Below are 26180 nucleotides of genomic sequence, written 5' to 3' on the forward strand. Positions count from 1 at the left end.
GTGCGTCCCTACAAGTATTCTTTTATTCCTTACAAAAACCCATGCAAACCGCGAATGTAACGTTTGCACTGTATCAAACGAAACCTTAGCTAGCCAGTAAAGTCTTTTCTAAAGGCTGGCAACGGAAACAACGATCGCCACCTCTTTCCACCACAACTTTTACCCGTGGTTCAATTTTAGGTAAATTTGTCAGGTATTCGATTTCTTGATTATCAAGAACAAATCCTTCAATAATCCACAAAACTAACCCCTTAGACTTAGGTGGTAAGTTTTCTAAGTGATAGTTAACAAGTGGGGGTAGATAGTAGCGTTCGCCAACAGCAGCGCCACCACCAGTGCTCTTTTTACCCAAATGAGGCGGTCTAACACCATGAATACCAGTCAAGTAAGCAGCAACGTCACCCAAACCTCTAGCGGTAAGATTCAGAGTGGTGTAGCCAGCAGCCCTTAATCTGCGGCGGTAGCGACCTTCAAATCCTCCTTCGAGAGGAGCATAAACTCCCGCAGCGCCATGTTTTTGCAAACAGCGAATCAATCCTCTACCGGTGGTTAGTAGTGCCATAAATTAGTTTCTTGTCCTATACCACTCAAACATATCTATTATTTAACTTTAATTTCTACATAAAGCTATATGTTTTGAGAAATGAAGAGAATAGGAAACGGCGAACAGTCGGACAACTCCGTGCTAATTCATCAGTGCGATCAAGCACATCCACTCTGCAGAATGAAAAACAGTCGCAAGACACGAAAAAGTAAACAGGAAAAAATGAGACAGAGATCGGTTATAGGAATCATTATGGTGCGTTGCCACCCCACAGCCATTACTTTCTTACTTCTTACTCTTTACTTTTTACTTCTTACTTCTCCCCCAATCCCTCGACAAAAGTAAACAAATGTTTTATAGTCTGAGGTTGTGACCACAAAAAAATTGGTTCGCATTCATATAGCTATACAACGTGACTTCAAACATCACGGTGCTCTGGCAAAAATGATAAAAGATAAAATAATTTCGCTCGATTTTAAGAAGAGCTGATATAATTAGGAGTCCTTGGGCTTCGACGAGTAGATTTGGCTCAAATACAAAACTCAGGGCGACCCAAGAGATGAATAACCAAACTGTGCCGTATACTCTTAAAACCTGAATTTACCTCTCAATTATATATATTTTATGTGTGATTTGAGGTTCTTCGGTAAAGTAGAGACTGCTAAGTAGAGTCACCGTGTAGCATTGAATTAGTCTCTGCGAACGGATACTGAGCGGAAATAACTGCTTAAGTCCCAATTGACTTATGAGTGCCATAGTAATATCTTGATTTCTGACCTTTAAAGGTTTAAAGCTAAAAGTTCAAAGATTAAGAGTTACTGCACGAAAAGCCAAAAGGTAATTCCTTACACCGATTGATTAAATCATCCCTCCAGGGAACAGGATTTAAACTCCTCTGGTGCAGGATTTAGGTGTAAATTGCGGATTAACGTTCATACGTTACGAATACTCGATAGTCATCGCGTCTAGCTAGTTGCAAAACCGCTTTGATATAATACGCGCCAGTTTATTTGAAGATCGAAGTCGGTCAGTCAAAAAAGTAGAAAGGAGAGCCAGTTACTGTGTCTGTAGGCATTCTCGGCACCAAACTGGGCATGACCCAAATTTTTGATGAGGCGGGAACAGCTATCCCTGTTACCGTTATTCAGGCGGGACCATGTACAGTTACACAGATAAAAACTAAAGATACTGATGGTTATTCAGCCATTCAGGTCGGCTATGACGAAGTAAAGGAAAAAGCATTAAATAAACCCTTACTTGGTCATTTAGCAAAATCATCAGCATCCCCATTACGTCATCTCAATGAATATCGTCACGAAGGTGTCAGTGATTATTCATTAGGACAACAGATTAGTGCTGATATTTTTAGTGCAGGTCAATTAGTAGACGTAAGCGGCAAAAGTATCGGTCGCGGTTTTGCTGGTAACCAAAAACGGCATAACTTTGGTCGAGGACCAATGTCCCACGGTTCTAAAAACCACAGAGCGCCAGGTTCGATTGGTGCAGGTACTACTCCCGGTCGTGTATATCCCGGTAAAAAGATGGCAGGACGCTTGGGAGGCAAGCGTGTTACTATTCGCAAACTTACTGTGGTGCGGGTAGATACAGAACGTAACCTGCTATTAATCAAAGGAGCTGTTCCTGGTAAAGCTGGTTCCTTGCTAGATATTACGCCTGCTAAGTGGGTTAAGTCATAGGACAGATACAAGGGACAAAGGACAAGGGACAAAAACATGTTTGAGTGTGAAGTAAAAAATTGGCAAGGAGAACAGGTCGGACAAAAAAGTTTTGACCTACGTGTTGCCAAAGAAGAATCGGCGGCTCACGTCGTGCACCGCGCCTTAGTCAGACAAATGAACAACGCCCGTCAGGGTAATGCTCATACAAAAACCCGCTCAGAAGTGAGAGGTGGTGGTCGCAAACCGTGGAGACAAAAGGGTACAGGTCGCGCCCGTGCGGGTTCTACTCGTTCGCCCCTATTGCGTGGTGGTGGTGTTATCTTCGGACCCAGAAACGCCAGAGTTTTTAACTTGAAAATGAACCGCAAAGAACGTCGTTTGGCATTGCGAACAGCTTTTGCCTCTCGAATTGACGATCTAATTGTGGTAGAAGAATTTGCGTCTCAGTTATCGCGTCCAAAAACTAAAGAGTTAATGGGCGCGATGTCACGTTGGGGTGCAACAGCAGAAGAGAAAGTTTTATTAATTTTGTCTGAGCCCAGCGAAAACGTATATTTGTCGGCTCGTAATGTTGAAAAGTTGAAATTAATTGCAGCTAATCAACTAAACGTTTACGACTTGTTGCACGCCGACAAAATAGTTGTAAGTGCCCCAGCATTAGAAAAGATTCAGGAGGTCTACAATGGTTAGAACTCAGACTCGTGACCTTCCAGATCTGGTGCGTCGCCCACTCATTACCGAAAAGGCGACCATGTTGATGGAACAAAATAAATACACATTTGAAGTAACTCCCAAAGCAACCAAGCCGGAAATTAAGGCAGCAATTGAGAGTTTATTTGATGTGAAAATTGTCAAAATCAACACCCATAAGCCAGCACGCAAGAAAAAGCGGGTGGGTAGATTTATTGGTTACAAACCCCAGTATAAAAAAGCCATTGTTACATTGGCTCCAGGGGATGAGGAAAAGATTAGACAAGTTCTCTTCCCAGATGTGTAATTAGTTGCGGGTTTTGAATGACGTTAGGGTAATTCATCGCCCAAAACTTAAAACTCATTCGTGGCGCAGCCGCGCGTCTTCCAAACTCAAAACTCAAAAACTAAAATTCCAACTTAGCAAATTATGGGTACTCGTTCTTATCGTCCTTATACCCCCAGTACTCGTCAGGTGACAGTTTCCGACTTTTCGGAAATTACCAAAACAGAACCAGAAAAGTCTCTGACGACCTATGTTCATCGCCGTAAAGGTCGGAATAATCGCGGTGTAATTACCAGCCGTCGTCGGGGTGGCGGTCACAAGCGTTTATATCGAATCATTGACTTTAAGCGGGATAAAAGGAATATTCCTGCTACCGTCATTGCTATTGAATACGATCCCAACCGTAATGCCAGACTTGCATTATTAGAATATCAAGATGGCGAAAAGCGTTATATTCTTCAACCCAGTGGGATGAAAGTTGGAACAACCGTAATGGCTGGTCCTGATTCACCAATTGAAGATGGAAATGCTTTACCTCTATATAAAATTCCTTTGGGTACCAGCATTCACAACGTTGAATTGATTGCCGGTAAAGGCGGACAAATCGTACGTGCAGCCGGTGCTAACGCCCAATTGATGGCAAAAGAGGGTAATTACGTCAGTATCAAGTTACCTTCCGGGGAAGTCCGCATGATTCGGCGCGAATGCTACGCCACCATCGGACAGGTAGGTAATTCAGAATTTAGAAACCTCAGTGCGGGTAAAGCTGGACGGAACCGTTGGAAAGGTCGTCGTCCTAAGGTCAGAGGTAGCGTAATGAACCCAGTCGATCACCCACATGGTGGTGGTGAAGGTCGCGCACCTGTTGGTAGATCAGGTCCAATGACACCTTGGGGTAAACCAGCTTTAGGTAAGAAGACCCGGAAGCCCAAGAAAGCTAGCAGCAAATTAATTGTTCGTCGCCGTCGTAGGTCTTCCAAGCGCGGTCGTGGCGGTCGTGATTCTTAAGTAAGAAGTAATGAGTAAGAAGTAATGAGTAAAAAGTTATTTATCATAAGAACTTTACTCAAAATCTAATACTCAATACTTACCCGCAACTGACAAATTAAAAATTCCTATCTATTTAAATTATGGGTCGTTCTCTAAAAAAAGGTCCGTTTGTCGCCGACCACTTACTAAAAAAAATTGAAAAGCTCAACGACAATAACGAAAAACAGGTAATTAAAACCTGGTCTAGAGCTTCAACAATATTGCCGGACATGGTGGGACATACTATCGCTGTTCACAACGGACGCCAGCATGTACCAATTTTTATCAGCGACCAAATGGTCGGACATAAATTGGGTGAATTTGCTCCTACCCGTACCTTTAGAGGTCATACCAAAGATAGAAGATCGGGCAGATAGTTAATGAGTGTATAACTGTCCTTTGTGATTTGTACGTAGCAAATGACGAATGACAGCAAAGGAGAAAATCATGGCAGTTGATACTCAAGAAATCAAAGCAAAAGCGCGATTTATCAGAATGTCCCCTTTGAAAGTACGTCGCGTACTAGATCAAATCAGAGGACGTTCCTATCGTGAAGCGCTAATTATTTTAGAATTTATGCCCTATCGCGCTTGCGAACCGATCTTAAAGGTCCTTAGAAGTGCAGCAGCAAATGCCGAGCATAATGCTGGCTTAGATAGAGCAAAATTAATAATTACTCAAGCTTTCGCCGATCAAGGTCCTGTGCTCAAGCGCTTTCAGCCACGCGCACAAGGTCGGGCTTATCAAATTCGTAAGCCTACATGCCATATCACAATAGCAGTGGCTGCAGACGAAAGCATCGAATAGTACCCCAATCAGGAATGTTTTAGAGGAAGATTTTGTGGGACATAAAATTCATCCAGTAGGATTTCGCTTGGGAGTAACCCAAGAACACCAATCTAGATGGTTTGCTGAACCGGAGCGTTATCCAGAGCTTTTACAAGAAGACCACAAACTCCGTCAGTACATTGACAGCAAACTCGGCAGATACACTCAAAATAATGCCGGAATTTCGGAAGTCAAGATTGAGCGTAAAGCAGATCAAATCGATCTGGAAATACGTACTGCTCGTCCTGGGGTAGTTGTCGGTCGTGGCGGACAAGGTATTGATGCCTTGCGTAATGGACTACGAGAATTGTTGGGGGGAGCTCGACAAATTCGCATCAACGTTGTTGAAGTTCAGCGAGTGGATGCTGAGGCTTCATTAATTGGCGAATATATTGCCCAACAGTTAGAGCGACGGGTATCTTTCCGTAGAGTAGTACGCCAAGCAATCCAGAGAGCTCAAAGAGCTGGGGTTCAGGGTATCAAAATCCAGGTTAGCGGTCGTTTGAACGGTGCAGAAATTGCCCGAACAGAATGGACTCGTGAAGGTAGAGTACCTTTACATACTTTAAGGGCTAACATTGATTACTCTTACTGTACAGCTAAAACCATCTACGGAATTTTGGGTATTAAAGTTTGGATCTTCAAAGGAGAAGTAATTCCCGGACAAGAAGAAGCTCCATCCTCACAACCCACTCGCGATCGGGAACCCGGTCGTCGTCGCGGACAACGTCGCCGCCAACAGTTTGAAGACCGCTCTAATGAAGAATAATCGTTAGTTATTGGTCATTCGTTATTGGTCATTGATCACCTCTCCTTGGTTTTAAGTCACAGGTTATTGAAGAAAACGTAAGACTAAAACAAATGAGATAAAAGTCCAAAAATCAGGACAAAAAATAAGTGACAAAAGACAAATAACAAAACAAAAGTGACAGAAGACAAATTATGCTAAGTCCAAGAAGAACTAAATTCCGCAAACAACATCGCGGACGTATGAAGGGTTTGGCGAAAGGTGGGACCACAATTAACTTTGGTGATTTTGCCCTTCAAGCTCAAGAACCATCCTGGATTACTTCTCGTCAAATCGAAGCTTCCCGACGTGCAATGACCCGTTATGTTCGCCGGGGTGGGAAAATCTGGATTAGAGTATTCCCCGACAAGCCAGTTACTATGCGTCCAGCAGAAACTCGTATGGGTTCCGGTAAAGGTTCTCCAGAATTTTGGGTTGCTGTAGTAAAGCCAGGACGAATTTTATTTGAAATTGCTGGGGTACCAGAAGATACTGCTCGCGAAGCAATGCGTCTGGCATCTCACAAATTACCCATTAAAACTAAGTTTATTACTCGTCCTCAAGAAACTTAAGGAGTAGCTTGATATGCCCCTACCAAAAATCTCCGAAGCAAGGGAACTGAGCGACGAACAACTGAACTCGGAAATTAGTGCGGTTAAAAGGCAGCTTTTCCAATTACGCTTGCAAAAAAGTACCCGCCAGTTAGAAAAACCTCACGAATTCAGACACGCCCGCCATCGCCTTGCTCAGTTACTCACAGTAGAGTCAGAGCGCAAACGTGCAGCCGAGCAAAATACTAGCGAATCAGAGTAAGTACGAACATGGCAGTAAAAGAAAGAGTAGGCATGGTGGTCAGCGATAAGATGCAAAAAACGGTAGTTGTTGCCGTTGAAAACCGCGCTCCCCACCCTAAATACGGAAAAATCGTTGTTCAAACCCGACGCTACAAAGCTCACGATGAGGACAACCAATGTAAAGTCGGCGATCGCGTCCGAATTCAAGAAACCAGACCTTTGAGTAAAACCAAGCGCTGGCAAGTCAAAGAAGTTTTGAGCAAATAGTAAACCAAGGCTAATAAATAAAATTTTTTATATAAATTTTTTTGTTAGTACTTGTTGTTGTTAGTTCTTGATTTTTGTTCGCAACCTAACAACATTTTTAGGGAGAAGAAATTGTGATTCAAGCCCAATCTTACCTTAATGTCGCAGATAACAGCGGTGCCCGTAAACTAATGTGTATTCGGGTTTTGGGAGCTGGTAATAGTCGTTATGGTTTCATCGGCGACCGAATTATCGCCGTTGTTAAAGATGCTCAACCCAACATGGCAATTAAAAAATCAGATGTGGTTGAAGCAGTAATTGTCCGCACCCGTCACAACATTCGTCGCGACAGCGGTATGAGCATCCGTTTTGACGATAATGCGGCAGTAATTATCAATAAAGAAGGAAACCCCAGAGGAACCCGCGTATTTGGTCCTGTAGCACGGGAATTACGCGAAAAAAACTTTACTAAAATCGTTTCTCTGGCTCCGGAGGTACTCTAATGTCAGTAAAGAAACAAAAGCCCAAGTTTTACAAAATGCATGTTAAGACTGGGGATACCGTACAAGTAATTTCCGGTAAGGATAAAGGTAAAGTAGGGGAAGTAACACAAGCATTTCCCAAGGATAGCAAAATCATTGTTCAAGGGGTAAATATTAAAACTAAACATATTAAACCCCAACAAGAAGGTGAATCAGGAAGCATTGCGACCCAAGAGTATCCGATTCACAGTTCCAACGTTATGCTTTATTCCACCAAGCAAAACGTTACTTCTCGCGTTTGCTATACCTTTACACCGGAAGGTAAAAAAGTCAGAATGCTTAAAAAGACTGGTGAAATTATCGATAAATAAATAGTGGATAGTGGGTAGTCAATTATGAATCCAATTACTAAATATTAAATTCATAATTTAAATTCATAATTCATTGTTTAGCTGTGTTAAGTCCAGTTTAAGTAATCTAAAACTTCTCTGACCAAGCCCAGGGATAAGATAAAGAACAGTTATGCCAATAGCACTCAAGAAAAAGTACGAAGAAAACATAGTCCCCAAACTGATTAAGCAGTTCGAATACACGAACATTCATCAGGCACCGAAAGTAATTAAAGTTACTGTCAACCGGGGTTTAGGAGAAGCTTCTCAAAACGCCAAAGCGTTAGAGGCATCCTTAAGTGAAATTGCAGTTATTACCGGTCAAAAACCCGTAGTTACCAGAGCGAAAAAAGCGATCGCGGGTTTTAAAATTCGTGAAGGAATGCCTGTTGGTGTAATGGTTACCCTTCGAGGTGACCGAATGTACTCTTTTTTGGAGCGTTTAATAAACTTAGCTCTGCCCAGAATCCGTGACTTTCGGGGTATTAGTCCCAAAAGCTTTGATGGTCGTGGAAACTACACCCTTGGTGTAAGGGAACAGCTAATTTTTCCAGAAGTAGAGTACGACAGTATCGACCAAATCCGTGGGATGGATATTTCTATCATTACCACAGCTAAAAATGACGAAGAAGGTCGTGCCTTACTAAAAGAAATGGGAATGCCCTTTAGGGATAATTAAGTTCACAAGAAAGAGGAAACGATGGCGGCAAACGATACAATCGCAGATATGCTTACGCGCATCCGCAACGCCAATTTGGCTCGGCATCAGACTACAAATGTGCCTGCCACAAAAATGACTCGTAGCATCGCTCACGTGTTGCAACAAGAGGGTTATATTGGCGAATTTGAGGAAGCGGGAGAAGGTGTAAAGCGCAACTTAGTGATTTCTCTTAAATATAAGGGTAAAAATCGTCAGCCTATAATTACAACCTTAAAGCGAGTTAGCAAACCAGGTTTGCGAGTTTACTCCAATAAAAAAGATTTACCAAGGGTACTTGGTGGTATTGGCATAGCCATTATTTCAACATCTTCCGGCATTATGACTGACCGAGAAGCGAGACGTCAAAATGTTGGTGGTGAAGTACTTTGCTACGTTTGGTAATCACTGGTAATTTGTCATTAGCCATTGTTCATTAGTCATACATTTGTGTCTTTTCTCATAACTAATTGAGAAACTTCATGAGCAACATAGACAAAATGCGAAAGGCGACAGACAAAAGACAGTCATACAAAGAACAAAGGACAAAATAATATGTCTCGAATTGGTAAACAACCAATTACCGTTCCTGCCAAAGTTCAGATAACTCTCGACGGTACAAAAATTGCCGTTAAAGGACCAAAAGGGGAATTGTCCCGCGAACTTTCCAGCAACGTAAGTGTAGAGCAAGATGGCGATACACTATGGGTGAAACGTCAAGATGACTCCCGTTTATCTCGCCAAATGCATGGTTTAAGTAGAACCTTAGTTGCCAACATGGTTCAGGGAGTATCTAAAGGTTTTGAGCGACGCTTAGAAATCCAAGGGGTTGGTTACCGGGCACAGGTACAGGGACGTAATTTAGTTTTGAACATCGGTTACTCTCACCAAGTCCAAATAGAGCCCCCCCAAGGCATTCAATTTGCTGTTGAAGCAAACACAAAAGTAGTCGTTAGTGGTTACGACAAAGAAATTGTAGGTAATACAGCTGCGAAAATTCGTGCAGTTCGCCCTCCTGAACCTTACAAAGGAAAAGGAATTCGCTACGCGAATGAAGTAGTCAGACGTAAAGCTGGTAAAGCCGGTAAAGGTGGTAAGAAGTAAACTATGAAACTTACTCGTCAAGAATCAAAACAACGTCGTCACAGACGTATCCGGGGCAAAGTCAATGGTTCTCCAGAGCGCCCTCGTTTAGCAGTCTTTCGCTCCAATCAGCATATATACGCTCAAGTGATTGATGATACTAAACAACACACACTGGCCGCAGCCTCTACTGTAGAAGCAGAAGTCAAGTCAAAATCATCCTCTGGAGACACCTGTGCGGCTTCCTCCGAAGTAGGTAAATTAGTTGCTAAGCGCGCTCAGGAGCAAGGCATTAGTAAAGTGGTTTTTGACCGTGGTGGTAATATTTATCACGGTAGAATTAAAGCACTTGCGGATGCTGCAAGAGAAGCAGGTTTAGATTTTTAGGTTTAGATTTTCAATCAAGTTTGTTATTGGTCGTTAGTCACTATTAATTTCTCGTGTAGTGGTTGTAGATTTTATCTTTGCCAACGAGAGCTTGATAGTAACACACCCTAAATAAAACTAAATATTAAGAGTCAACCTTAGTCATAAACTGTAGCCCATAAGGGCGTGGCGTCAGTCATAAACTGTTAGTGTAGCGTGCGCGTAAGCGCATTAACTGATAACCAAAAACACAATACTTATATGGCAAATAATCGTCGTAAAACAAGTCGCGCCAAAAAAGAAGAAACTAATTGGCAAGAGCGTGTCATTCAAATCCGACGTGTTAGCAAGGTAGTAAAAGGCGGTAAAAAACTCAGCTTCCGTGCCATTGTTGTCGTTGGTAACGAACGCGGTCAAGTTGGAGTTGGAGTTGGTAAAGCCGCAGACGTAATTGGCGCGGTGAAAAAGGGTGTAGCTGACGGTAAAAAGCATTTAGTTGATATACCCCTAACTAAGTCTAACTCGATTCCCCATCCGACCAATGGTGTTGGTGGTGGAGCAAAGGTCATCATGCGTCCCGCAGCACCTGGTACAGGTGTAATCGCCGGGGGAGCAGTTCGTACTGTTCTGGAACTAGCTGGAGTTAAAAATATCCTAGCTAAACAATTGGGTTCAAATAATCCTTTAAATAATGCCAGAGCTGCAGTAAACGCTCTTTCTGGTCTACGTACATTTATGGAAGTAGCAGAAGATCGCGGTGTCCCAATCGAGAATCTCTACGCGCAGTAATAATACTGATAAAAGTAATATTATCTGTATTTAAGCCGACACAAAAATATCATAGAAAATTATGAGACTAAACGATGCCAGACCCCAAAAAGGGTCCAAAAAACGCCCCCGTCGTCTTGGTCGTGGCATAGCTGCTGGTCAAGGTGCCAGTTGTGGTTTGGGAATGCGGGGTCAAAATGCCCGTTCTGGTAGTGGAACTAGACCTGGATTTGAAGGTGGACAACAGCCCCTGTACCGCCGAATACCAAAATTAAAGGGTTTTCCCTTAGTGAATCGCAAAATTTACACTACGATTAATGTAGAGAAGCTAAGTTCCCTTCCTGCTAATACAGAGGTATCTCTTGCTTCTTTGCAAGAAGCAGGAATCGTTACTGCTGTTAAAGGACCCCTGAAAATTCTGGGGAATGGGGAATTAAGTACTCCGCTCAATGTTAAGGCGGTGGCTTTTACTACAAGCGCTCGTAACAAAATTGAGGCTGCAGGTGGGAGTTGCGAAGTCATAGACGCAAAGAAAAACCAGGCAAACTAGTCTTCGTTTACTCTCACCAGCGCCTGGTTCACACTTCAAGGTAGCCATTTATGATCGGTCGAGATAAAGCCCCAACGGCTCAAGAAACCTTTATGCAGATGGCACAAGCAGCTGGGCTTAGAGGTCGGCTGCTTGTCACTCTTGGTATTTTAATGTTGATTCGTTTGGGTATTTATTTACCCATTCCAGGCATTGACCGAGGTGCCATTGCTGCTGCTGTATCTAGCGGTAATAATCAAATATTCGGCTTGCTAGATATCTTTACCGGTGGTGGACTTTCCGCTGTGGGAGTCTTCTCCTTAGGTATTTTGCCTTATATCAATGCCTCAATTATCATTCAATTACTAACAGCTGCAATCCCTGCTTTAGAAAATTTACAAAAAAATGAAGGCGAAGCTGGACGGCGAAAAATTTCCCAAATTACCCGCTACGTGGCTTTGGGTGGAGCAATTTTTCAAAGTACCAGTATTTCCGCATTTTTCCTGAGTAGGTTTGCTTTAACTCCAGAACAAGGCGGACATGGGGCGGGAATATTCTTTATTGCTCAAACCGCACTAGCACTAACAGCAGGTTCGATGTTTGTAATGTGGGCTTCGGAACTCATTACAGAAAGGGGAATTGGTAATGGTGCTTCCTTATTGATTTTCACCAACATTGTTGCCTCGCTGCCAAGATCCTTAGGGGATACAATTGATTTCGTGCAGAACAGTAACCGAGAAACGGTGGGTCGCGTGATCGTACTGTTGCTTCTGTTTTTGTTCACCACCGTTGGAATTGTATTTGTCCAAGAGGGAATGCGTCGGATTCCAATTATTTCTGCTCGTCGTCAAGTCGGTAGACGTGTGTTCGCTGAGCAACGAAGCTTTCTTCCCTTGAGACTGAACCAAGGTGGCGTAATGCCAATTATTTTTGCTACTGCTATTTTGAGTTTACCCATAGTAGTAGGACAATTCATTAGAAATGCAGATTATTCTCGAATTGTCAATACTTACTTAAACCCTTCAGGTAGTGGTTCTTGGGTCTACGCGCTAGTTTATTTTGTTTCCATTGTTTTCTTTAGTTACTTCTATTCTTCGTTGATTGTCAACCCAGTAGATGTGGCTCAAAACTTGAAAAAAATGGGTTCTAGTATTCCTGGCATTCGCCCTGGTAAAGCAACTAGTGAATATATTGAGCGTGTTTTAAATAGACTAACTCTTTTAGGTGCTGTTTTCTTAGGATTTATTGCAATTATTCCTACAGCAGTAGAAAGGGCTCTCAATGTACCTACCTTTAGAGGTTTAGGTGCAACTTCTTTACTGATATTAGTTGGCGTAGCTATCGATACATCTAAGCAAATTCAGACTTATGTTATATCCCAGCGCTACGAAGGAATGGTGAAACAATAGTGACGAGAATAATCTTCTTGGGACCACCTGGGGCTGGAAAAGGTACGCAAGCTAAGGCACTAGCAAAACATTGGAGTATTCCTCATATCTCTACAGGTGACATTCTGCGTCAGGCATTAAGCGAACAAACTCCTTTGGGTATTGAAGCTCAAACCTACATGGATAAAGGAGAATTGGTTCCAGATCGCCTAGTAGAAGCAATGGTAGAAGAGCGGCTAAACCAAAGTGACACCAAGTCTGGCTGGATACTTGACGGCTTTCCGCGTACCGTTGTGCAAGCAGCTTTTTTAGAAAAATTACTGCAAAACCTCAGTCAGGGGGGAGAGAGAGTAGTCAATTTGGACGTACCTGATGAAGTTGTTATCGAACGCTTACTTCAAAGAGGACGTAAAGATGACACAGAAGATGTGATCCGTCGTCGCCTGCAAATTTATCGTTCGGAAACTTCACCGTTGATTGACTATTATTGCACTAGAAACCAGCTTGTGGTGGTAAATGGTAACCAGTCTCTTGAAGATGTCACAACTGAACTGGAAGAAGCGATAGCTTCTGCTGACTAATAGTTTGGGAGGCTGGGGTAGTTTCAGTGTCTTTAACCTACACCGACACCTTCTACTCTTAACCTCCATTTTTTCTGGGGTGCATTTAACTTTTGAATAAGATATATTAATAAACTGTTGATATATTATCCAAAATATGTTTAGCTGCCGCTGGTAGCTGTAGTCGAAAAATCTAAATATAAATCTCTTTCACTGAGTTGAGGAATAAGTAAGTTGTCCAAACAAGACTTAATTGAAATGGAAGGCACAGTAACCGAATCGCTACCCAATGCCATGTTTCGTGTGGATTTGGATAACGGATTTAATGTGCTAGCCCACATTTCCGGAAAAATTCGCCGGAACTATATCAAAATCTTACCTGGCGATCGCGTCAAAGTAGAGTTAACGCCCTATGACTTAAGCAAAGGTAGAATCACTTACCGCTTGCGCAAAAAGTAGCTTAATGTTCTATATTTTACCATAAAGCCATTTTTTAGTGGTAATGTTCAGAAAATTAACTGAATAAAATTTCAATAAATGTTATAATTTAATATTTGGATTTGGAGTCTAAAAAATCGGCAAATGAAAGTAAGAGCCTCAGTTAAGAAGATCTGTGAAAAGTGCACAGTAATTCGTCGTCGCGGTCGAGTCATGGTAATTTGTCCCAACCCCAAACACAAACAACGTCAGGGATAAAAGTTTGGAGGTAAGTGGGAATAAGTTATTTATTTCCCCTGAAAATACTGACCAGCACAATACAAAAATCACCCAAGTTACATACACACTAACTGTCTTTAAGGAAAACTATTAGGGAGACTGCCCAATGGCACGTATTGCCGGAGTAGACCTACCACGCGACAAGCGTATAGAAATTGGTCTGACTTATATTTTTGGAATCGGTTTACAAAGCTCGAAGAAAATTTTAGCAGCTACAGGGGTAAATCCAGATACCCGTGTTAAAGAGTTAAACGATCGCGATGTTGCAGCCTTGCGCGCCGAAGTGGAAAGCAACTATCAAGTTGAAGGTGACCTAAGGCGTTGGGAAGCGATGAATATCAAACGCTTAGCCGATATTGGAACCTACAGAGGACGTCGCCACAGAATGGGTTTACCAGTAAGGGGACAAAGGACTCGTACTAATGCCAGAACCCGTCGCGGTCGGAGACAAACAGTAGCAGGCAAGAAAAAAGCACCAGGTAAATAAAAATTACCAAAACTTGTCTACCTGGCAAGTTACTTTACCTTTATTCATATAAACTGATATGGCTAAACCAACACACAAAAAAGGCGGCAGTAAAAAGCAAAAGCGCAACGTACCAAATGGGATGGCCTACATCCAGTCTACTTTCAACAATAGCATTGTCACCATTACCGATCAAAACGGAGATGTGATTTCTTGGGCTAGTGCAGGTTCAAGTGGGTTTAAAGGAGCGAAAAAAGGTACTCCTTTTGCCGCTCAAACTGCAGCAGAAAGTGCAGCGCGTCGTGCTATGGACCAAGGGATGCGTCAAATCGAAGTAATGGTTAGCGGTCCAGGAGCAGGTAGAGAAACTGCAATCCGAGCTCTACAAGGTGCAGGATTAGAAATTACGTTGATCAGAGATATTACACCTATCCCTCATAATGGTTGCCGTCCACCGAAGCGTCGTCGAGTTTAGATATTGTGTATGGGGTGAATTATGGGAGTTTAATTTTGAATCAAATTATTTGAATCAGATTATTTGAATCAAATCCAATCTAATCCAAAATTAATTTCATCCAAGATTAAATTTATCTAATATTAGATTCTGTAAAGAATTTATCGCGCTCAATGTGCAGCATCAAGTGTGGGAGTAAGGACGAAGCGAACCTCCCTAGGAAAAAGAATATTATTTATTTCTCTTTGTCATAGTGGGGTTTTTATCCTAAATAAAGTTTGGTATTGCCATATATCTGTATGTTGCAGGTATTTGAACGATTTACCAACAAATAAACTATCCGGCTATTGTCAAGCAATGTCGGCGACAAAGCTTTAGAAAGTGGAATATTTGCCGTTTGCATTTGCCTTTTCGGTTCTCCTCACTCACATCATGACTGTTCATGTAACTTTGACGTAACAGTCATAAAAGTAGTTTAGCGAAGCTTCATAACTTCTCATAGATTAAGCTTAAAAGCTTTTTGCCAAGAAGTTTTCTGTCTTCAAAGAACGAAAAATGAATTAAGTGCCTGCTATTTGTATACGAGCATCTTAACTTACTCAATCTCAAAACGATCACAGTAAGTTGAATCAACGATAAACAAGTAGAGTGCAAACATTTGACAGCAGGTATTTAAAACCCTGCTAGCAGAACCTTTAAACGAGGGAGGCTACTCCGTGGCGCAGTTTCAAATTGAATGTGTAGAATCTATTTCTGAAGAAATTCGGAATAATTATAGTAAATTTGTCTTAGAACCTCTGGAGCGAGGTCAGGGAATAACTGTTGGTAATGCTCTCAGACGAGTTTTACTTTCTAACCTTGAAGGAACAGCTGTTACAGCAGTCCGTATTGCAGGCGTAACCCACGAATTTGCCACCGTACCTGGAGTCAGGGAAGATGTGCTCGAAATCCTCATGAATATGAAGGAAATAATTCTCAAGAGCTACTCTCCCCAACCTCAGATTGGTAGATTAGTTGTCAATGGTCCGACAACAGTTACATCAGCACACTTCGATCTCCCTGGTGAAGTAGATACAATCGACCCCACCCAATATGTTGCAACCTTAGCAGAGGGAGCAAAATTGGAGATGGAATTTAGGATTGAAAATGGTAAAGGTTATCGCAGTGTAGAACGGGGTCGAGAAGAAGCGACATCTCTAGACTTCATGCAAATTGATTCGGTATTTATGCCGGTCAAAAAAGTTAACTATAGTGTGGAAGAAGCCCGTGGAGAAAGCGGGATACCAAAAGACAGATTACTGTTAGAAATCTGGACAAATGGTAGTTTGACTCCCCAAGAAGCACTATCCTCCGCCGCCGGTCTACTGGTAGATTTGTTCAATCCATTGAAAGATATTTCCTTGGAACCAACGGACACTACCTCCGATATTCCAGACGATCCTACCGCTCAAATTCCAATCGAAGAATTGCAGCTTTCTGTTAGGGCTTATAACTGTCTGAAGCGGGCACAGGTTAACTCAGTAGCAGACTTGCTTGATTATACTCAAGAAGACCTATTGGAAATTAAGAACTTTGGTCAGAAGTCAGCTGAGGAAGTTGTGGAAGCCCTGCAAAGACGTTTGGGAATTACTCTACCTCCAGAAAGAAGTTCTAAGCATACCTGAAATTGGCTTGTAGCTAATTGCGAGTAGATAACGAAAAATATTAACTATTGGCAATTAGCATCGAGCAAGTCAAATATTCATTTTTATTCCATATCACAATCCATCAGTTTATTGTTATGCGTCACCGTTGTCGGGTTAAAAAACTCAGCAAACCAGCTGACCAGCGTCGCGCCCTATTGCGAGCCCTTGCGACACAAGTAATTCGTCATGGACGGATTACTACTACCTTACCCCGAGCCAAGGTAGTTAGATCGGAAGTAGATAAAATGATCACCTTAGCAAAAGATGGTTCTCTTGCAGCACGTCGTAAAGCTTTAGGTTATTTGTACGATAAAGAATTAGTTCAAGCACTGTTTGAACAAGCTCCCGACCGATATTCAGGACGTAATGGTGGTTACACTCGTATCTTGCATACCATACCCCGTCGTGGAGATAATGCCGAAATGGCAATTCTTGAGCTAGTTTAAGTTGCTGCATTGGACGTTGTTGAAGTCAGGAGTCGCAGATGTAGAATGTTACGTCTGTACGGGAGTCATAATTGTATAGATGTAGCACGCTAGGTCTGTACCGGAGTAAAGGGTCGGAATTCAGGATATGAAAATAAAAAAGATCCTTGAATCGTAAACTATGACTCGCAATCAATAACAAACGACGTAATGACTGAGAAAAATATACGGTTTATTAGATGTCAGAATGCCGAAACTCACAACTGAGTCAAAGAGTTGCCTTGGTAATTCAATACCTGGGCACTCATTTTCACGGTTGGCAAAGGCAGCCTCATCACATCAGCGTCCAGGAAGAAATAGAAAAAGCCATATCAACAATTGTTGGGGAAGCCGTTACCCTTCATGGTGCGGGTAGAACTGACTCTGGGGTACATGCAGCAGCAATGGTGGCTCATTTTAACGTTAACAGTAGAATACCCGGTCACCGATGGGCAAACGTTCTAAATAGTTATTTACCTCAAGATATATTAGTTCGAGCCTCAGCGAATGTAGACCAAGAATGGCATGCTCGCTTTAGCGCAACCTACAGGAGATATCGTTATACTCTGTATACCCAAGCTCGCCCAAACTTATTTGCACGACCCTTGAGTTGGCACTATTATCACTATCCCCTTGATGAGAATTTAATCCAAGCAGCTTTAGATACTTTGGTGGGATATCACGACTTGGGTGCTTTCCAAAGAGCTGGTTCGAAAAGAGCTCACTCTTGGGTTAATGTTCAAGACGTACAATGTTATCGAAATGATCCATTCGTTCATATAGAGATCCAAGCCAATGGGTTTTTATATGGTATGGTGCGACTATTGGTCGGTATGCTTGTAGAGGTAGGTTCTGGTGAAAGAAGCCTAGCTAGTTTCACTGATATATGGAAAAATCAGCGTCGTCAAGAAGTTAGGTACGCAGCTCCAGCCCAAGGTTTATGTTTGCTTAGAGTAGGCTACGAAAATTTTCCCTTTCCTCCAGAAATTTGGTTTGATACCCAACCTAAATTTCTTTTACCAACTTATATATCTGAAGAAATAACTGTTTAGTAGAAGTATTCTTGATTGAAGAAGCTGAAATTTTCGATCTTCTTAAATCTGTCTTCTTAAATTTTGGATCATCCTAAAAGTTTCACAGCTTAGTAAAGTTTAGATTTATAAGTAATTCAAGCAATAAGTAAAGTTTCCCAAGAAATCCTTGGATATAAAATTCAAATTATTAAATTGTAGGCCTAATGGTCATAATGTTATTCATGAACTATTAAAGTTCGAGTAGTAACTATCAACCGCAAAACAGCAAAATCCATGACTCAGACTAAAACATATCTTCCTCCTCAAGACACAGAACGTGAATGGTACGTAATAGATGCTGCAGAGCAACGCTTAGGTCGGCTAGCAACTGAAATTGCGACAATCCTTCGGGGTAAAAACAAACCTCAGTTTACTCCACACATGGATACTGGGGATTTTGTGATCGTAATCAATGCCGAAAAAGTTTTAGTTACCGGTAAAAAGCCAGCTCAAAAGCTGTATCGTCGTCACTCCGGTCGTCCTGGTGGGATGAAAACTGAAACTTTTGCTCACCTCCAAGGGCGTTTACCTGAGAGAATTATCGAGCGCGCGGTAAAAGGAATGTTACCTAAAAACAAAATGGGACGGCATTTATTTACCAAACTCAATGTTTATGCTGGACCTACTCACCCCCATGCAGCGCAAAAACCAAAAGAGTTAAAAATTAATACTATTCCAGGAGCAAATAAATAATGCAAGCAGTAGATAAAAAAGATGATGGTCGTGCTGTTTACTGGGGAACAGGGCGTCGTAAATCCGCAGTAGCTAGAGTACGTCTAGTTCCCGGAGAAGGAAAATTAATTGTTAATGGTAAGCCTGGAGACTTATATTTCCAATTTAATGCTAGTTATTTGGGAATCATTAAAGCTCCCCTAGAAACTCTTGGTCTAGAAAACGAGTATGACATTTTAGTCAAAGCTGAAGGCGGTGGTTTAACCGGACAGTCTGATGCAGTACGCTTAGGAGTTGCACGGGCTTTATGTCAGTTAGACCCAGAAAATCGTTCACCTTTAAAAACAGAAGGTTATCTTACCCGCGATCCACGTTCTAAAGAGCGGAAAAAGTACGGTTTGCACAAAGCACGGAAAGCTCCTCAGTACTCCAAACGTTAATATGGATGGATTTTTGGATTTTGGGTTTTTGATTTTGGACGCTTGTTTCGCGAACAATAAACCGAAATCGTAAAATCTTAAATCTAAAATTTACATCACTAAAAAGTCTGAAAGTTATAATTTATATAGATTAATTGCAAGCAGAGCAATGGCAAGACCTGATATTCATCCCGAGTGGTACCCCGAAGCCAAAGTATATTGTAACGGCGAAGTTGTAATGACTGTTGGTTCCACTAAGCCAGAATTACATGTAGATGTTTGGTCTGGAAACCACCCTTTCTACACCGGAACACAAAAGATTATCGATACTGAAGGTCGAGTAGAACGCTTCCGTCGTAAGTACGGTATGTTACAAGGAAGACGCTCCGGCAAAAAAGAACAAGAACAAAAATAGCTGGTTGGCACAAATAAGCTTTCTGGACGGCTCAGTCTTCTGAGTCCGTTTTATAGTATTTTGCCAACTTGTTATTTTTTAGGAGCGAAAGTACTCGTCATGGCTGAAAAATATTTACTGGAGAAACTGAAATCAGTAGAAGAAACGTTTAATGAATTAACTCGTCGCCTTGCAGATCCGGATACTGCAAGGAATCCCGATGAATTTCAAAAAGTAGCAAAATCTCGTTCTGGGTTAGAAGAAGTCGTTAACACCTACGAAATCTGGAAAAATTCCCAAGAAGAGTTGATAGGTGCTCGAGAGGTTTTAAAAGAGACCCAAGGGGATCTAGAAATGCAAGAGATGGCGGCTCTAGAAGTAAAAGAACTCGAACAAAAACTAGAAGAATTAGAAGAGCGTCTGAAAATATTGCTACTTCCCCGAGATCCCAACGATGATAAAAATATCATGTTGGAAATTCGTGCCGGAACTGGTGGTGAAGAAGCTAGCATCTGGGCAGCCGATTTAGTACGGATGTACGAACGTTATTCTGGCAGCCAAGGTTGGAAAGTAAAATTAGTTAGTGAATCTGTCGCTGAAATGGGCGGTTTTAAAGAAGCTGTTCTGGAGATTCAAGGCGATAGCGTTTACAGCAAATTAAAATTTGAAGCGGGAGTACATCGAGTACAACGGGTACCAGTTACTGAAGCTGGCGGAAGGGTTCATACTTCCACTGCAACAGTCGCAGTAATGCCAGAAGTTGACGATGTAGAAATTCATATCGATCCCAAAGATTATGAAATGTCTACGGCTCGTTCTGGTGGTGCTGGCGGACAAAACGTTAACAAGGTGGAAACGGCGGTTGACTTATTCCACAAACCAACTGGTATTCGAATTTTTTGTACGGAAGAACGTAGCCAATTACAAAACAAAGAAAGAGCGCTACAAATCCTTCGTGCAAAATTATATGAGATGAAATTAAGGGAACAACAAGAAGCGGTTACTTCTATGCGTCGTTCTCAGGTTGGTACCGGTTCTCGTTCGGAAAAAATTCGCACTTATAACTATAAAGATAATCGTGTTACTGACCACCGTTTAAGTCAAAATTATTCCTTAAATTCAGCCTTAGAAGGTGATTTAGAACCTGTTATTCAAGATTGTATATCCCAAGATCAACAAGAACGTTTAGCAGAATTAGCTGCTTCCACAGCTGCAGGAAATTAACTTTAAATTGGGGATAGGGAGCGGTTAGGACAAATTTATAGTAAATAATTTGTAATTTCCTATTGATATCCCCCTTTTAATTAAATATTTTCTTTCATAACCTAAAATTTTATTTAGAGGTAATTGGTAATTGGCAATTGGTAATTGGTAATTGTTAGTTATTTATTAACCTCTATTTAATTTCAAAATATACCCCTTCCTGCTAGTTTCTCATTTGTTCAAACATAAAGTCTTAAAAAGTACAATCACTCTAAAAAAATAGTTGTATTTTTTGGCTTGTATTTTAATTTGAAAAATTTTTGAGTACTTCAAGGAATTTTTTGTAGGGAAAAGGTAGTTAAATTTTGTTAAGATTGGACACGATAAACCATCTTTTCACCTTTGTAACCATCCCTTACCTTGGAGATACTTAATGCTGAGACTAGAACATATCAGTAAAATTTATCCAACTGGCGAAGTTCTCAAGGATGTTAATTGGGAAGTTAAAGTTGGCAATCGCATTGGTTTGGTTGGCGTAAATGGTGCGGGTAAATCAACACAGTTAAAGATTATTACTGGAGAGATTGAACCCACCCAGGGAGAAATAATTCGTCCTTCCAGCTTACATATTGCTTATCTCAATCAAGAATTTGAGGTCGATCCCAGTCGTACAGTCAAAGAAGAATTATGGCGGGCTTTTGGTGAAGCGAACACAGTTAATGAATCTTTGGCGACTGTACACCGAGATATGGAAACAGCAGATCCTTCTGAACTGGATAAACTACTCAAGCAGATGGATCGCTTGCAAAGACAGTTTGAAGCACTGGACGGCTATGCTCTAGAAGCGCGTATAGATAAGATACTACCAGAAATTGGCTTTGAAAGTGGAGATGGTGAGCGTCTCGTAAGTGCATTTAGTGGCGGTTGGCAGATGCGCATGAGTTTGGGCAAAATTATGTTGCAAAAGCCAGATGTATTACTATTAGACGAACCGACAAACCATTTAGACTTAGAAACTATTGAGTGGTTAGAAAACTATCTCAAAGGTTTAAATACGCCAATGGTGATAGTATCCCACGACCGGGAATTTTTGGATCGCCTTTGCACTCAAATTGTGGAAACAGAACGAGGTATATCCACCACATATTTGGGTAATTACTCCCGTTACCTAGAACAAAAATTTGAAAATCAAGCAGCACAACAAAATGCGTTTGAACGTCAACAGAAAGAATTAGAGAAGCAACAGGCTTTTGTGGAAAAATTTCGGGCTAGTGCGACCCGCAGTACCCAAGCAAAAAGCCGAGAAAAACAACTAGATAAAATTGAACGTATCGAAGCCCCAACAAGTAATCTCAAAACTCTCCAATTTCGTTTTCCCGATGCTCCCCGTAGTGGCAGGGAAGTAATTAAAATTACTGAGCTTACCCATGAATATGATGATAAGATTTTATTTTTGGGAGGCAACTTACTGATAGAAAGGGGCGATCACATTGCAATTTTAGGTCCCAATGGTGCCGGTAAATCAACCCTTCTACGGATGATAGCAGGCGTAGAAAAACCCACAGATGGTTCTGTCAAATTGGGGGAGCATAACGTGATCCCCGGTTACTTCGAACAGAACCAAGCAGAGGCTTTAGATTTAAACAGAACTGTCATGGAAACCATCCATGATGAAGTTCCTGATTGGAAAAATGAAGAAGTCCGGACTCTTTTGGGAAGATTTTTGTTTACTGGCGATACAGTTTTTAAAGCAGTTTCAGCCCTCAGTGGAGGTGAAAAAGCCCGTTTAGCACTAGCAAAAATGCTTTTGTGCCCAGTAAACTTATTGATGCTTGATGAGCCGACTAACCACCTAGATATTCCCGCCAAAGAAATGCTGGAATCAGCCATCCAAAATTATGATGGCACAGTAATTGTTGTTTCCCACGACCGTTATTTTATATCCCAAGTCGCTAATAAAATTGTGGAAATTCGTGACGGGGAATTCCGTGTTTACTTGGGAGATTATAACTATTACTTGGAGAAAATTGCCGAAGAAAAAGAGCAAGCAAGATTAGCAGCAATAGCAGCCCAAAAAGCAGCTAAAAAAGCAGCTAAAGCAGCTAAAGCAGCGGCGAAAAAGAAATGAACTACTTTGTTGTCAAATAGCAAAATGTATCAAGATGGCCATTGTTTTATACGAAATAAAGATTGATAATGGAGGCTAAGTAAAATTACTAAAATTTAAGAAGTGTCTAAAAAAACAGCATTTTGTAAGCAAAAAAGGTAATAGGCAGAAATTCACTTGCAGTTGCTAACAGCAGTGGTATCATTCGGGTATTACAAAAAGTAAAGGGCGATATATTATGACCAAGGCACCTGTTGCTCCCGTGGTGCTAGTCATTTTAGACGGATGGGGCTACTGCGAGGAGACAGAAGGAAACGCTATTGCTAAAGCTCAAACGCCGATAATTGAAAGTTTGTGGACTACTTATCCTCATACCCTGATCCGTACATCAGGAAAAGCTGTAGGATTACCGGAAGGTCAAATGGGTAACTCAGAAGTTGGTCATTTGAATATCGGTGCGGGAAGAGTAGTTCCACAAGAGTTAGTACGCATTTCTGATGCGGTGGAAGATGGTTCCATTAACAAAAACCCGGCGCTGGAGAAAATTTGCCAAGAAGTGCGTAGTCGCAATGGTAAATTACACTTAATTGGGCTTTGCTCCGAAGGTGGCGTCCACTCGCATTTAAGCCATTTATTCGGACTGCTTGATCTAGCAAAAATTCAAGGAATTTCAGAAGTTTGCATCCATGCAATTACAGATGGTCGTGATACTAAACCTACAGAAGGTTTAAATTCCATCGGTTTAATCCAAAATTACACAGATCGTATTGGTGTTGGGCGTATTGTGACCATCAGTGGTCGCTATTATGCCATGGACAGAGACAAACGTTGGGATCGGGTTCAAAAAGCTTACGAAGTAATGACAGTTGATGGTCCAGGAAATGGTATGTCGGCTGTAGAAGCTTTAAAAGCATCTTACGAAGAAGATGTAACCGATGAATTTGTTATTCCAACCAGAATTGCACCGGGTGGGATTGAGGCAGGAGATGGGATAATCTTTTTTAATTTCCGTCCCGATCGCGCCAGACAAATAACCCACGCGTTTGTCAACGAAAAATTTGACGGTTTTCCTAGAGAGCAAATTAAACCATTATCTTTTGTCAGTTTTACCCAGTACGATCCGGAGTTATCAGTTGGAGTCGCTTTTGAACCCCAAAATCTGACCAATATCCTAGGAGAAGTACTTGCAAACAATAATCTCAAGCAGTTTCGCACGGCAGAAACAGAGAAATATGCCCATGTGACCTACTTTTTCAATGGTGGTCTAGAAGAACCATTTGCAGGTGAAGAGCGAGAATTGATCGAAAGCCCAATGGTTGCAACCTATGATTCTGCACCAACAATGTCAGCACAAGCAGTTACTGATGTACTAATTTCAGCAATTGAAAAATGTGTTTACTCGTTGGTAGTTGTTAATTATGCAAATCCAGATATGGTAGGGCATACTGGTCAAATCCCAGCAACAATCACAGCAATAGAAGAAGTAGACAGTTGCTTGGGAAGATTATTAGAAAGCGTCAGTAAAGTTGGTGGGACAACGATAATTACCGCTGACCATGGAAATGCAGAGCGTATGCTGGATAATGAAGGAAATCCTTGGACAGCCCACACAACGAATCCAGTTCCTTTTATTTTGATAGAAGGAGAAAAGGTAAGAATCCCCGGACATGGTACAAATGTGATTTTGCGAAATGATGGCAAATTAGCAGATATTGCGCCAACTATTTTGGAAATCTTACAACTACAGCAACCACCTGAAATGACAGGGACTTCTCTGTTGAGAACAGCTGAGTACGAAGTACAAATGTCTCGTGCTCCTTTGCAAGTCGGGTTGTAAAATATATATCAGTTAAAAGTTAAGAGTTAAGAGTTAAGGGTTAAATAACTTCCTACTCCTAACTTTTCTGGCTAAAAATTTATTATTAATGAGACTGATATCATGACAGTTACTACTATCCTGCAAGGTATTTGGGCATTTTCCGCTGTGGCTTTAATTGTTTTGGTTTTGTTACACAGCCCCAAGGGAGACGGTATTGGAGCAATCGGTGGACAAGCTCAATTGTTCAGCAGCACCAAAAGTGCAGAAAACACATTAAATCGAGTTACTTGGGCGTTAGTAGTAATTTTTCTCGGTTTAACTGTAGTTTTGAGTGCAGGGTGGTTGAACTAACAACAGCAGGGGAAATAGGAGATTGGCTAATGGGAAAATTCACCAGGTACCTTCCACCTAGAACCCCTCGGATAAAAGCTTCTCGAAGTAAAACCTCTAGAAATAAAAATACTCTGAAAACATCAAGGTGCAATTTATTTTCAAGTTTATTTCTAAAGAGTTTATTTCTAAAAAGTTTGTTTCTAAAAAGTTTATTTTTTAAAAGATTATTTTTTAAAAGTTTATTTCTAGTTTTAAATCTACTTCTTATAGCTGGCTTATTTGCTCTAATGAATTTGCGATCGCCAGCATTAAGTGAAACTAATTTAGATATAGAAATTCAAAATTCCTCGAGTTTTTTCCCAGAAGCTAGCAAAGATGTAGTTAGCAAACAATTAATAGATAAGAAACTGGATTGCCAATGTAGCGGTTTTTATTTGAATAAAATACACTTTACATTTCCATACCGTAGAGACGTACCATGGTACGTCTCTACAAAATGTAATAAACTCAACCGGAAACCTCTGTATATAACTCGAAAACAATCTTTACCCGCTTTAAAAGCTCATCCTTTGGCTTCTACTTTAAGAAAATGGCAAGATGTTAGTAACAGTGGGGATTATTTTTCTGAAATTAATCCAACTCCCGTTGGTTATTTAGTTTGGTCCCAATTTCCGGTTAAAATCTACATTACTACATTAAATAAACTGCCACAAAAACAAGCACAAACTTGGGTTGAAACTGTTTCCCAAGTTGTTAGTGAGTGGCAAAACTATTTACCTTTAGAAATAGTAGATCAAGCAGATAGTGCCGATATTACTATCGAACGTAAAGCACCACCACTTCAGTTTGATCGCAATCGTAAATTATCCCGGGCGCGATCGGCACAAGCCACTTACAAGCTTTATACAAAAAATAATACTTTATATCATCGCTTTACTATTTTATTGAGTCCCAGTCAAACCGGAAAGTACTTACTTGCAGCAACCCGTCACGAACTCGGTCACGCATTAGGAATTTGGGGTCACAGTTCAATGGAAAGTGATGCTCTTTATTTTTCCCAAGTTCGCAATCCACCGCCTATTTCCCCTAGGGATATTAATACTTTGAAGAGTGTTTATGAGCAACCTACAAGTTTAGGATGGTCTTTACCGTAACTGGAGAATTTGTTTGCAGAGTAAATTTATGACTTGTATTGTCGCAAACCGACGACAGATTATGGCAAATACTGT

At 41.2% G+C, this 26180-nt stretch carries 36 protein-coding genes; 35 read left to right on the forward strand and 1 reads right to left on the reverse strand.

Going from position 1 to position 26180, the window contains the following annotated elements; translation table 11 throughout:
* Positions 1–85: 85 nt before the first annotated feature.
* Entirely contained in the window at positions 86–562 is a 477-nt protein-coding gene (locus QNJ50_RS13160; RefSeq protein ID WP_300635895.1) for an NAD(P)H-quinone oxidoreductase subunit N, read from the reverse strand.
* Positions 563–1605: 1043 nt separating this feature from the next.
* Between QNJ50_RS13160 and rplC the strand changes: the two genes are divergently transcribed.
* From rplC to QNJ50_RS13335, 35 genes are all read left to right on the forward strand, one after another.
* Positions 1606–2241, forward strand: coding sequence for a 50S ribosomal protein L3 (gene rplC / locus QNJ50_RS13165; RefSeq protein WP_300635896.1), 636 nt, complete (start codon positions 1606–1608; stop codon positions 2239–2241).
* Between the two features lie 36 nt (positions 2242–2277).
* Positions 2278–2913, forward strand: a complete 636-nt coding sequence (rplD, locus tag QNJ50_RS13170) for a 50S ribosomal protein L4 (protein ID WP_027844120.1) — start codon at positions 2278–2280, stop codon at positions 2911–2913.
* The gene (locus QNJ50_RS13175; protein WP_027844119.1) at positions 2906–3220 is read left to right on the forward strand and encodes a 50S ribosomal protein L23; all 315 of its coding nucleotides are present in this window, start codon (positions 2906–2908) and stop codon (positions 3218–3220) included. The genes rplD and QNJ50_RS13175 overlap by 8 nt, the downstream gene beginning before the upstream one ends.
* 123 nt (positions 3221–3343) lie before the next feature.
* Positions 3344–4207 carry a 50S ribosomal protein L2 gene (gene rplB, locus QNJ50_RS13180; RefSeq protein WP_300635897.1) on the forward strand — a complete coding sequence of 288 codons (864 nt, stop codon included), beginning with the start codon at positions 3344–3346 and terminating at the stop codon, positions 4205–4207.
* A 122-nt stretch (positions 4208–4329) separates the two neighbouring features.
* Complete coding sequence (gene rpsS / locus QNJ50_RS13185) at positions 4330–4605, forward strand: 30S ribosomal protein S19 (protein ID WP_300635898.1); 276 nt, start codon at positions 4330–4332, stop codon at positions 4603–4605.
* Between the two features lie 70 nt (positions 4606–4675).
* Positions 4676–5035 (forward strand): 50S ribosomal protein L22, encoded by a 360-nt coding sequence (rplV, locus tag QNJ50_RS13190; RefSeq protein WP_027844116.1) that lies wholly within the window; start codon positions 4676–4678, stop codon positions 5033–5035.
* A 34-nt stretch (positions 5036–5069) separates the two neighbouring features.
* Positions 5070–5825 (forward strand): 30S ribosomal protein S3, encoded by a 756-nt coding sequence (gene rpsC, locus QNJ50_RS13195; protein WP_300635899.1) that lies wholly within the window; start codon positions 5070–5072, stop codon positions 5823–5825.
* A gap of 173 nt (positions 5826–5998) precedes the next feature.
* Positions 5999–6415 carry a 50S ribosomal protein L16 gene (rplP, locus tag QNJ50_RS13200; RefSeq protein ID WP_027844114.1) on the forward strand — a complete coding sequence of 139 codons (417 nt, stop codon included), beginning with the start codon at positions 5999–6001 and terminating at the stop codon, positions 6413–6415.
* 13 nt (positions 6416–6428) lie between these two features.
* The gene (gene rpmC / locus QNJ50_RS13205; protein ID WP_027844113.1) at positions 6429–6656 is read left to right on the forward strand and encodes a 50S ribosomal protein L29; all 228 of its coding nucleotides are present in this window, start codon (positions 6429–6431) and stop codon (positions 6654–6656) included.
* 8 nt (positions 6657–6664) lie between these two features.
* Positions 6665–6904 (forward strand): 30S ribosomal protein S17, encoded by a 240-nt coding sequence (gene rpsQ, locus QNJ50_RS13210; RefSeq protein WP_027844112.1) that lies wholly within the window; start codon positions 6665–6667, stop codon positions 6902–6904.
* A 113-nt stretch (positions 6905–7017) separates the two neighbouring features.
* The gene (gene rplN, locus QNJ50_RS13215) at positions 7018–7386 is read left to right on the forward strand and encodes a 50S ribosomal protein L14 (RefSeq protein ID WP_027844111.1); all 369 of its coding nucleotides are present in this window, start codon (positions 7018–7020) and stop codon (positions 7384–7386) included.
* Positions 7386–7736, forward strand: a complete 351-nt coding sequence (gene rplX, locus QNJ50_RS13220; RefSeq protein WP_027844110.1) for a 50S ribosomal protein L24 — start codon at positions 7386–7388, stop codon at positions 7734–7736. Before rplN ends, rplX begins: the two co-directional genes overlap by 1 nt.
* 151 nt (positions 7737–7887) lie before the next feature.
* Positions 7888–8433, forward strand: a complete 546-nt coding sequence (gene rplE / locus QNJ50_RS13225; RefSeq protein WP_300635900.1) for a 50S ribosomal protein L5 — start codon at positions 7888–7890, stop codon at positions 8431–8433.
* Positions 8434–8454: 21 nt separating this feature from the next.
* A complete protein-coding gene (gene rpsH / locus QNJ50_RS13230) occupies positions 8455–8856 on the forward strand; it encodes a 30S ribosomal protein S8 (RefSeq protein ID WP_300635901.1) in 402 nt (133 codons plus the stop codon).
* A gap of 150 nt (positions 8857–9006) precedes the next feature.
* Positions 9007–9555: a 50S ribosomal protein L6 gene (gene rplF / locus QNJ50_RS13235; protein WP_300635902.1), complete on the forward strand. Its 549-nt coding sequence runs from the start codon at positions 9007–9009 to the stop codon at positions 9553–9555.
* Between the two features lie 3 nt (positions 9556–9558).
* Positions 9559–9921 (forward strand): 50S ribosomal protein L18, encoded by a 363-nt coding sequence (gene rplR, locus QNJ50_RS13240; protein ID WP_300635903.1) that lies wholly within the window; start codon positions 9559–9561, stop codon positions 9919–9921.
* Positions 9922–10161: 240 nt separating this feature from the next.
* On the forward strand, positions 10162–10689 hold the full coding sequence (rpsE, locus tag QNJ50_RS13245; protein ID WP_300635904.1) for a 30S ribosomal protein S5: 528 nt from the start codon (positions 10162–10164) through the stop codon (positions 10687–10689).
* Positions 10690–10750: 61 nt separating this feature from the next.
* A complete protein-coding gene (gene rplO, locus QNJ50_RS13250) occupies positions 10751–11218 on the forward strand; it encodes a 50S ribosomal protein L15 (protein WP_027843048.1) in 468 nt (155 codons plus the stop codon).
* A gap of 50 nt (positions 11219–11268) precedes the next feature.
* On the forward strand, positions 11269–12606 hold the full coding sequence (gene secY, locus QNJ50_RS13255; protein ID WP_300635905.1) for a preprotein translocase subunit SecY: 1338 nt from the start codon (positions 11269–11271) through the stop codon (positions 12604–12606).
* Positions 12606–13166 carry an adenylate kinase gene (locus tag QNJ50_RS13260; RefSeq protein WP_300635906.1) on the forward strand — a complete coding sequence of 187 codons (561 nt, stop codon included), beginning with the start codon at positions 12606–12608 and terminating at the stop codon, positions 13164–13166. Before secY ends, QNJ50_RS13260 begins: the two co-directional genes overlap by 1 nt.
* A gap of 213 nt (positions 13167–13379) precedes the next feature.
* Positions 13380–13604 (forward strand): translation initiation factor IF-1, encoded by a 225-nt coding sequence (infA, locus tag QNJ50_RS13265; RefSeq protein WP_006196724.1) that lies wholly within the window; start codon positions 13380–13382, stop codon positions 13602–13604.
* Between the two features lie 123 nt (positions 13605–13727).
* Positions 13728–13841 carry a 50S ribosomal protein L36 gene (rpmJ, locus tag QNJ50_RS13270; protein WP_072207745.1) on the forward strand — a complete coding sequence of 38 codons (114 nt, stop codon included), beginning with the start codon at positions 13728–13730 and terminating at the stop codon, positions 13839–13841.
* 127 nt (positions 13842–13968) lie between these two features.
* Positions 13969–14349, forward strand: a complete 381-nt coding sequence (gene rpsM / locus QNJ50_RS13275; RefSeq protein ID WP_027843045.1) for a 30S ribosomal protein S13 — start codon at positions 13969–13971, stop codon at positions 14347–14349.
* A gap of 58 nt (positions 14350–14407) precedes the next feature.
* Entirely contained in the window at positions 14408–14803 is a 396-nt protein-coding gene (gene rpsK, locus QNJ50_RS13280) for a 30S ribosomal protein S11 (RefSeq protein WP_027843044.1), read from the forward strand.
* 695 nt (positions 14804–15498) lie between these two features.
* The gene (locus tag QNJ50_RS13285) at positions 15499–16446 is read left to right on the forward strand and encodes a DNA-directed RNA polymerase subunit alpha (protein WP_300635907.1); all 948 of its coding nucleotides are present in this window, start codon (positions 15499–15501) and stop codon (positions 16444–16446) included.
* Positions 16447–16562: 116 nt separating this feature from the next.
* Entirely contained in the window at positions 16563–16913 is a 351-nt protein-coding gene (gene rplQ / locus QNJ50_RS13290) for a 50S ribosomal protein L17 (protein WP_300635908.1), read from the forward strand.
* A 218-nt stretch (positions 16914–17131) separates the two neighbouring features.
* Positions 17132–17983, forward strand: a complete 852-nt coding sequence (gene truA / locus QNJ50_RS13295; protein ID WP_300635909.1) for a tRNA pseudouridine(38-40) synthase TruA — start codon at positions 17132–17134, stop codon at positions 17981–17983.
* A 255-nt stretch (positions 17984–18238) separates the two neighbouring features.
* The gene (rplM, locus tag QNJ50_RS13300; protein WP_300635910.1) at positions 18239–18697 is read left to right on the forward strand and encodes a 50S ribosomal protein L13; all 459 of its coding nucleotides are present in this window, start codon (positions 18239–18241) and stop codon (positions 18695–18697) included.
* Positions 18697–19116, forward strand: a complete 420-nt coding sequence (rpsI, locus tag QNJ50_RS13305; RefSeq protein WP_027843039.1) for a 30S ribosomal protein S9 — start codon at positions 18697–18699, stop codon at positions 19114–19116. Before rplM ends, rpsI begins: the two co-directional genes overlap by 1 nt.
* Before the next feature lie 148 nt (positions 19117–19264).
* On the forward strand, positions 19265–19510 hold the full coding sequence (gene rpmE, locus QNJ50_RS13310) for a 50S ribosomal protein L31 (RefSeq protein WP_300635911.1): 246 nt from the start codon (positions 19265–19267) through the stop codon (positions 19508–19510).
* 99 nt (positions 19511–19609) lie between these two features.
* The gene (gene prfA / locus QNJ50_RS13315; protein WP_300635912.1) at positions 19610–20713 is read left to right on the forward strand and encodes a peptide chain release factor 1; all 1104 of its coding nucleotides are present in this window, start codon (positions 19610–19612) and stop codon (positions 20711–20713) included.
* A 412-nt stretch (positions 20714–21125) separates the two neighbouring features.
* Entirely contained in the window at positions 21126–22820 is a 1695-nt protein-coding gene (abc-f, locus tag QNJ50_RS13320; protein ID WP_300635913.1) for a ribosomal protection-like ABC-F family protein, read from the forward strand.
* 217 nt (positions 22821–23037) lie between these two features.
* Positions 23038–24636 (forward strand): 2,3-bisphosphoglycerate-independent phosphoglycerate mutase, encoded by a 1599-nt coding sequence (gene gpmI / locus QNJ50_RS13325; protein ID WP_300635914.1) that lies wholly within the window; start codon positions 23038–23040, stop codon positions 24634–24636.
* Between the two features lie 102 nt (positions 24637–24738).
* Entirely contained in the window at positions 24739–24969 is a 231-nt protein-coding gene (secG, locus tag QNJ50_RS13330) for a preprotein translocase subunit SecG (protein ID WP_027843034.1), read from the forward strand.
* 269 nt (positions 24970–25238) lie between these two features.
* Positions 25239–26105 carry a peptidase gene (locus QNJ50_RS13335; protein WP_300635915.1) on the forward strand — a complete coding sequence of 289 codons (867 nt, stop codon included), beginning with the start codon at positions 25239–25241 and terminating at the stop codon, positions 26103–26105.
* Positions 26106–26180 lie beyond the last annotated feature (75 nt).

Source organism: Mastigocoleus sp. MO_188.B34 (genome assembly GCF_030065675.1).
Taxonomy (GTDB): domain Bacteria; phylum Cyanobacteriota; class Cyanobacteriia; order Cyanobacteriales; family Nostocaceae; genus Mastigocoleus.

Excerpts from the sequence above, each read along its gene's own strand:
- QNJ50_RS13160 (WP_300635895.1), bottom strand. The coding sequence starts at position 562 with ATGGCACTACTAACCACCGGTAGAGGATTGATTCGCTGTTTGCAAAAA.
- rplD (WP_027844120.1), top strand. The coding sequence starts at position 2,278 with ATGTTTGAGTGTGAAGTAAAAAATTGGCAAGGAGAACAGGTCGGACAA.
- QNJ50_RS13175 (WP_027844119.1), top strand. The coding sequence starts at position 2,906 with ATGGTTAGAACTCAGACTCGTGACCTTCCAGATCTGGTGCGTCGCCCA.
- rplB (WP_300635897.1), top strand. The coding sequence starts at position 3,344 with ATGGGTACTCGTTCTTATCGTCCTTATACCCCCAGTACTCGTCAGGTG.
- rpsS (WP_300635898.1), top strand. The coding sequence starts at position 4,330 with ATGGGTCGTTCTCTAAAAAAAGGTCCGTTTGTCGCCGACCACTTACTA.
- rplV (WP_027844116.1), top strand. The coding sequence starts at position 4,676 with ATGGCAGTTGATACTCAAGAAATCAAAGCAAAAGCGCGATTTATCAGA.
- rplP (WP_027844114.1), top strand. The coding sequence starts at position 5,999 with ATGCTAAGTCCAAGAAGAACTAAATTCCGCAAACAACATCGCGGACGT.
- rpmC (WP_027844113.1), top strand. The coding sequence starts at position 6,429 with ATGCCCCTACCAAAAATCTCCGAAGCAAGGGAACTGAGCGACGAACAA.
- rpsQ (WP_027844112.1), top strand. The coding sequence starts at position 6,665 with ATGGCAGTAAAAGAAAGAGTAGGCATGGTGGTCAGCGATAAGATGCAA.
- rplX (WP_027844110.1), top strand. The coding sequence starts at position 7,386 with ATGTCAGTAAAGAAACAAAAGCCCAAGTTTTACAAAATGCATGTTAAG.
- rplE (WP_300635900.1), top strand. The coding sequence starts at position 7,888 with ATGCCAATAGCACTCAAGAAAAAGTACGAAGAAAACATAGTCCCCAAA.
- rpsH (WP_300635901.1), top strand. The coding sequence starts at position 8,455 with ATGGCGGCAAACGATACAATCGCAGATATGCTTACGCGCATCCGCAAC.
- rplF (WP_300635902.1), top strand. The coding sequence starts at position 9,007 with ATGTCTCGAATTGGTAAACAACCAATTACCGTTCCTGCCAAAGTTCAG.
- rplR (WP_300635903.1), top strand. The coding sequence starts at position 9,559 with ATGAAACTTACTCGTCAAGAATCAAAACAACGTCGTCACAGACGTATC.
- rpsE (WP_300635904.1), top strand. The coding sequence starts at position 10,162 with ATGGCAAATAATCGTCGTAAAACAAGTCGCGCCAAAAAAGAAGAAACT.
- rplO (WP_027843048.1), top strand. The coding sequence starts at position 10,751 with ATGAGACTAAACGATGCCAGACCCCAAAAAGGGTCCAAAAAACGCCCC.
- secY (WP_300635905.1), top strand. The coding sequence starts at position 11,269 with ATGATCGGTCGAGATAAAGCCCCAACGGCTCAAGAAACCTTTATGCAG.
- rpmJ (WP_072207745.1), top strand. The coding sequence starts at position 13,728 with ATGAAAGTAAGAGCCTCAGTTAAGAAGATCTGTGAAAAGTGCACAGTA.
- rpsM (WP_027843045.1), top strand. The coding sequence starts at position 13,969 with ATGGCACGTATTGCCGGAGTAGACCTACCACGCGACAAGCGTATAGAA.
- rpsK (WP_027843044.1), top strand. The coding sequence starts at position 14,408 with ATGGCTAAACCAACACACAAAAAAGGCGGCAGTAAAAAGCAAAAGCGC.
- rplQ (WP_300635908.1), top strand. The coding sequence starts at position 16,563 with ATGCGTCACCGTTGTCGGGTTAAAAAACTCAGCAAACCAGCTGACCAG.
- truA (WP_300635909.1), top strand. The coding sequence starts at position 17,132 with ATGTCAGAATGCCGAAACTCACAACTGAGTCAAAGAGTTGCCTTGGTA.
- rplM (WP_300635910.1), top strand. The coding sequence starts at position 18,239 with ATGACTCAGACTAAAACATATCTTCCTCCTCAAGACACAGAACGTGAA.
- rpsI (WP_027843039.1), top strand. The coding sequence starts at position 18,697 with ATGCAAGCAGTAGATAAAAAAGATGATGGTCGTGCTGTTTACTGGGGA.
- rpmE (WP_300635911.1), top strand. The coding sequence starts at position 19,265 with ATGGCAAGACCTGATATTCATCCCGAGTGGTACCCCGAAGCCAAAGTA.
- prfA (WP_300635912.1), top strand. The coding sequence starts at position 19,610 with ATGGCTGAAAAATATTTACTGGAGAAACTGAAATCAGTAGAAGAAACG.
- abc-f (WP_300635913.1), top strand. The coding sequence starts at position 21,126 with ATGCTGAGACTAGAACATATCAGTAAAATTTATCCAACTGGCGAAGTT.
- gpmI (WP_300635914.1), top strand. The coding sequence starts at position 23,038 with ATGACCAAGGCACCTGTTGCTCCCGTGGTGCTAGTCATTTTAGACGGA.
- secG (WP_027843034.1), top strand. The coding sequence starts at position 24,739 with ATGACAGTTACTACTATCCTGCAAGGTATTTGGGCATTTTCCGCTGTG.
- QNJ50_RS13335 (WP_300635915.1), top strand. The coding sequence starts at position 25,239 with ATGAATTTGCGATCGCCAGCATTAAGTGAAACTAATTTAGATATAGAA.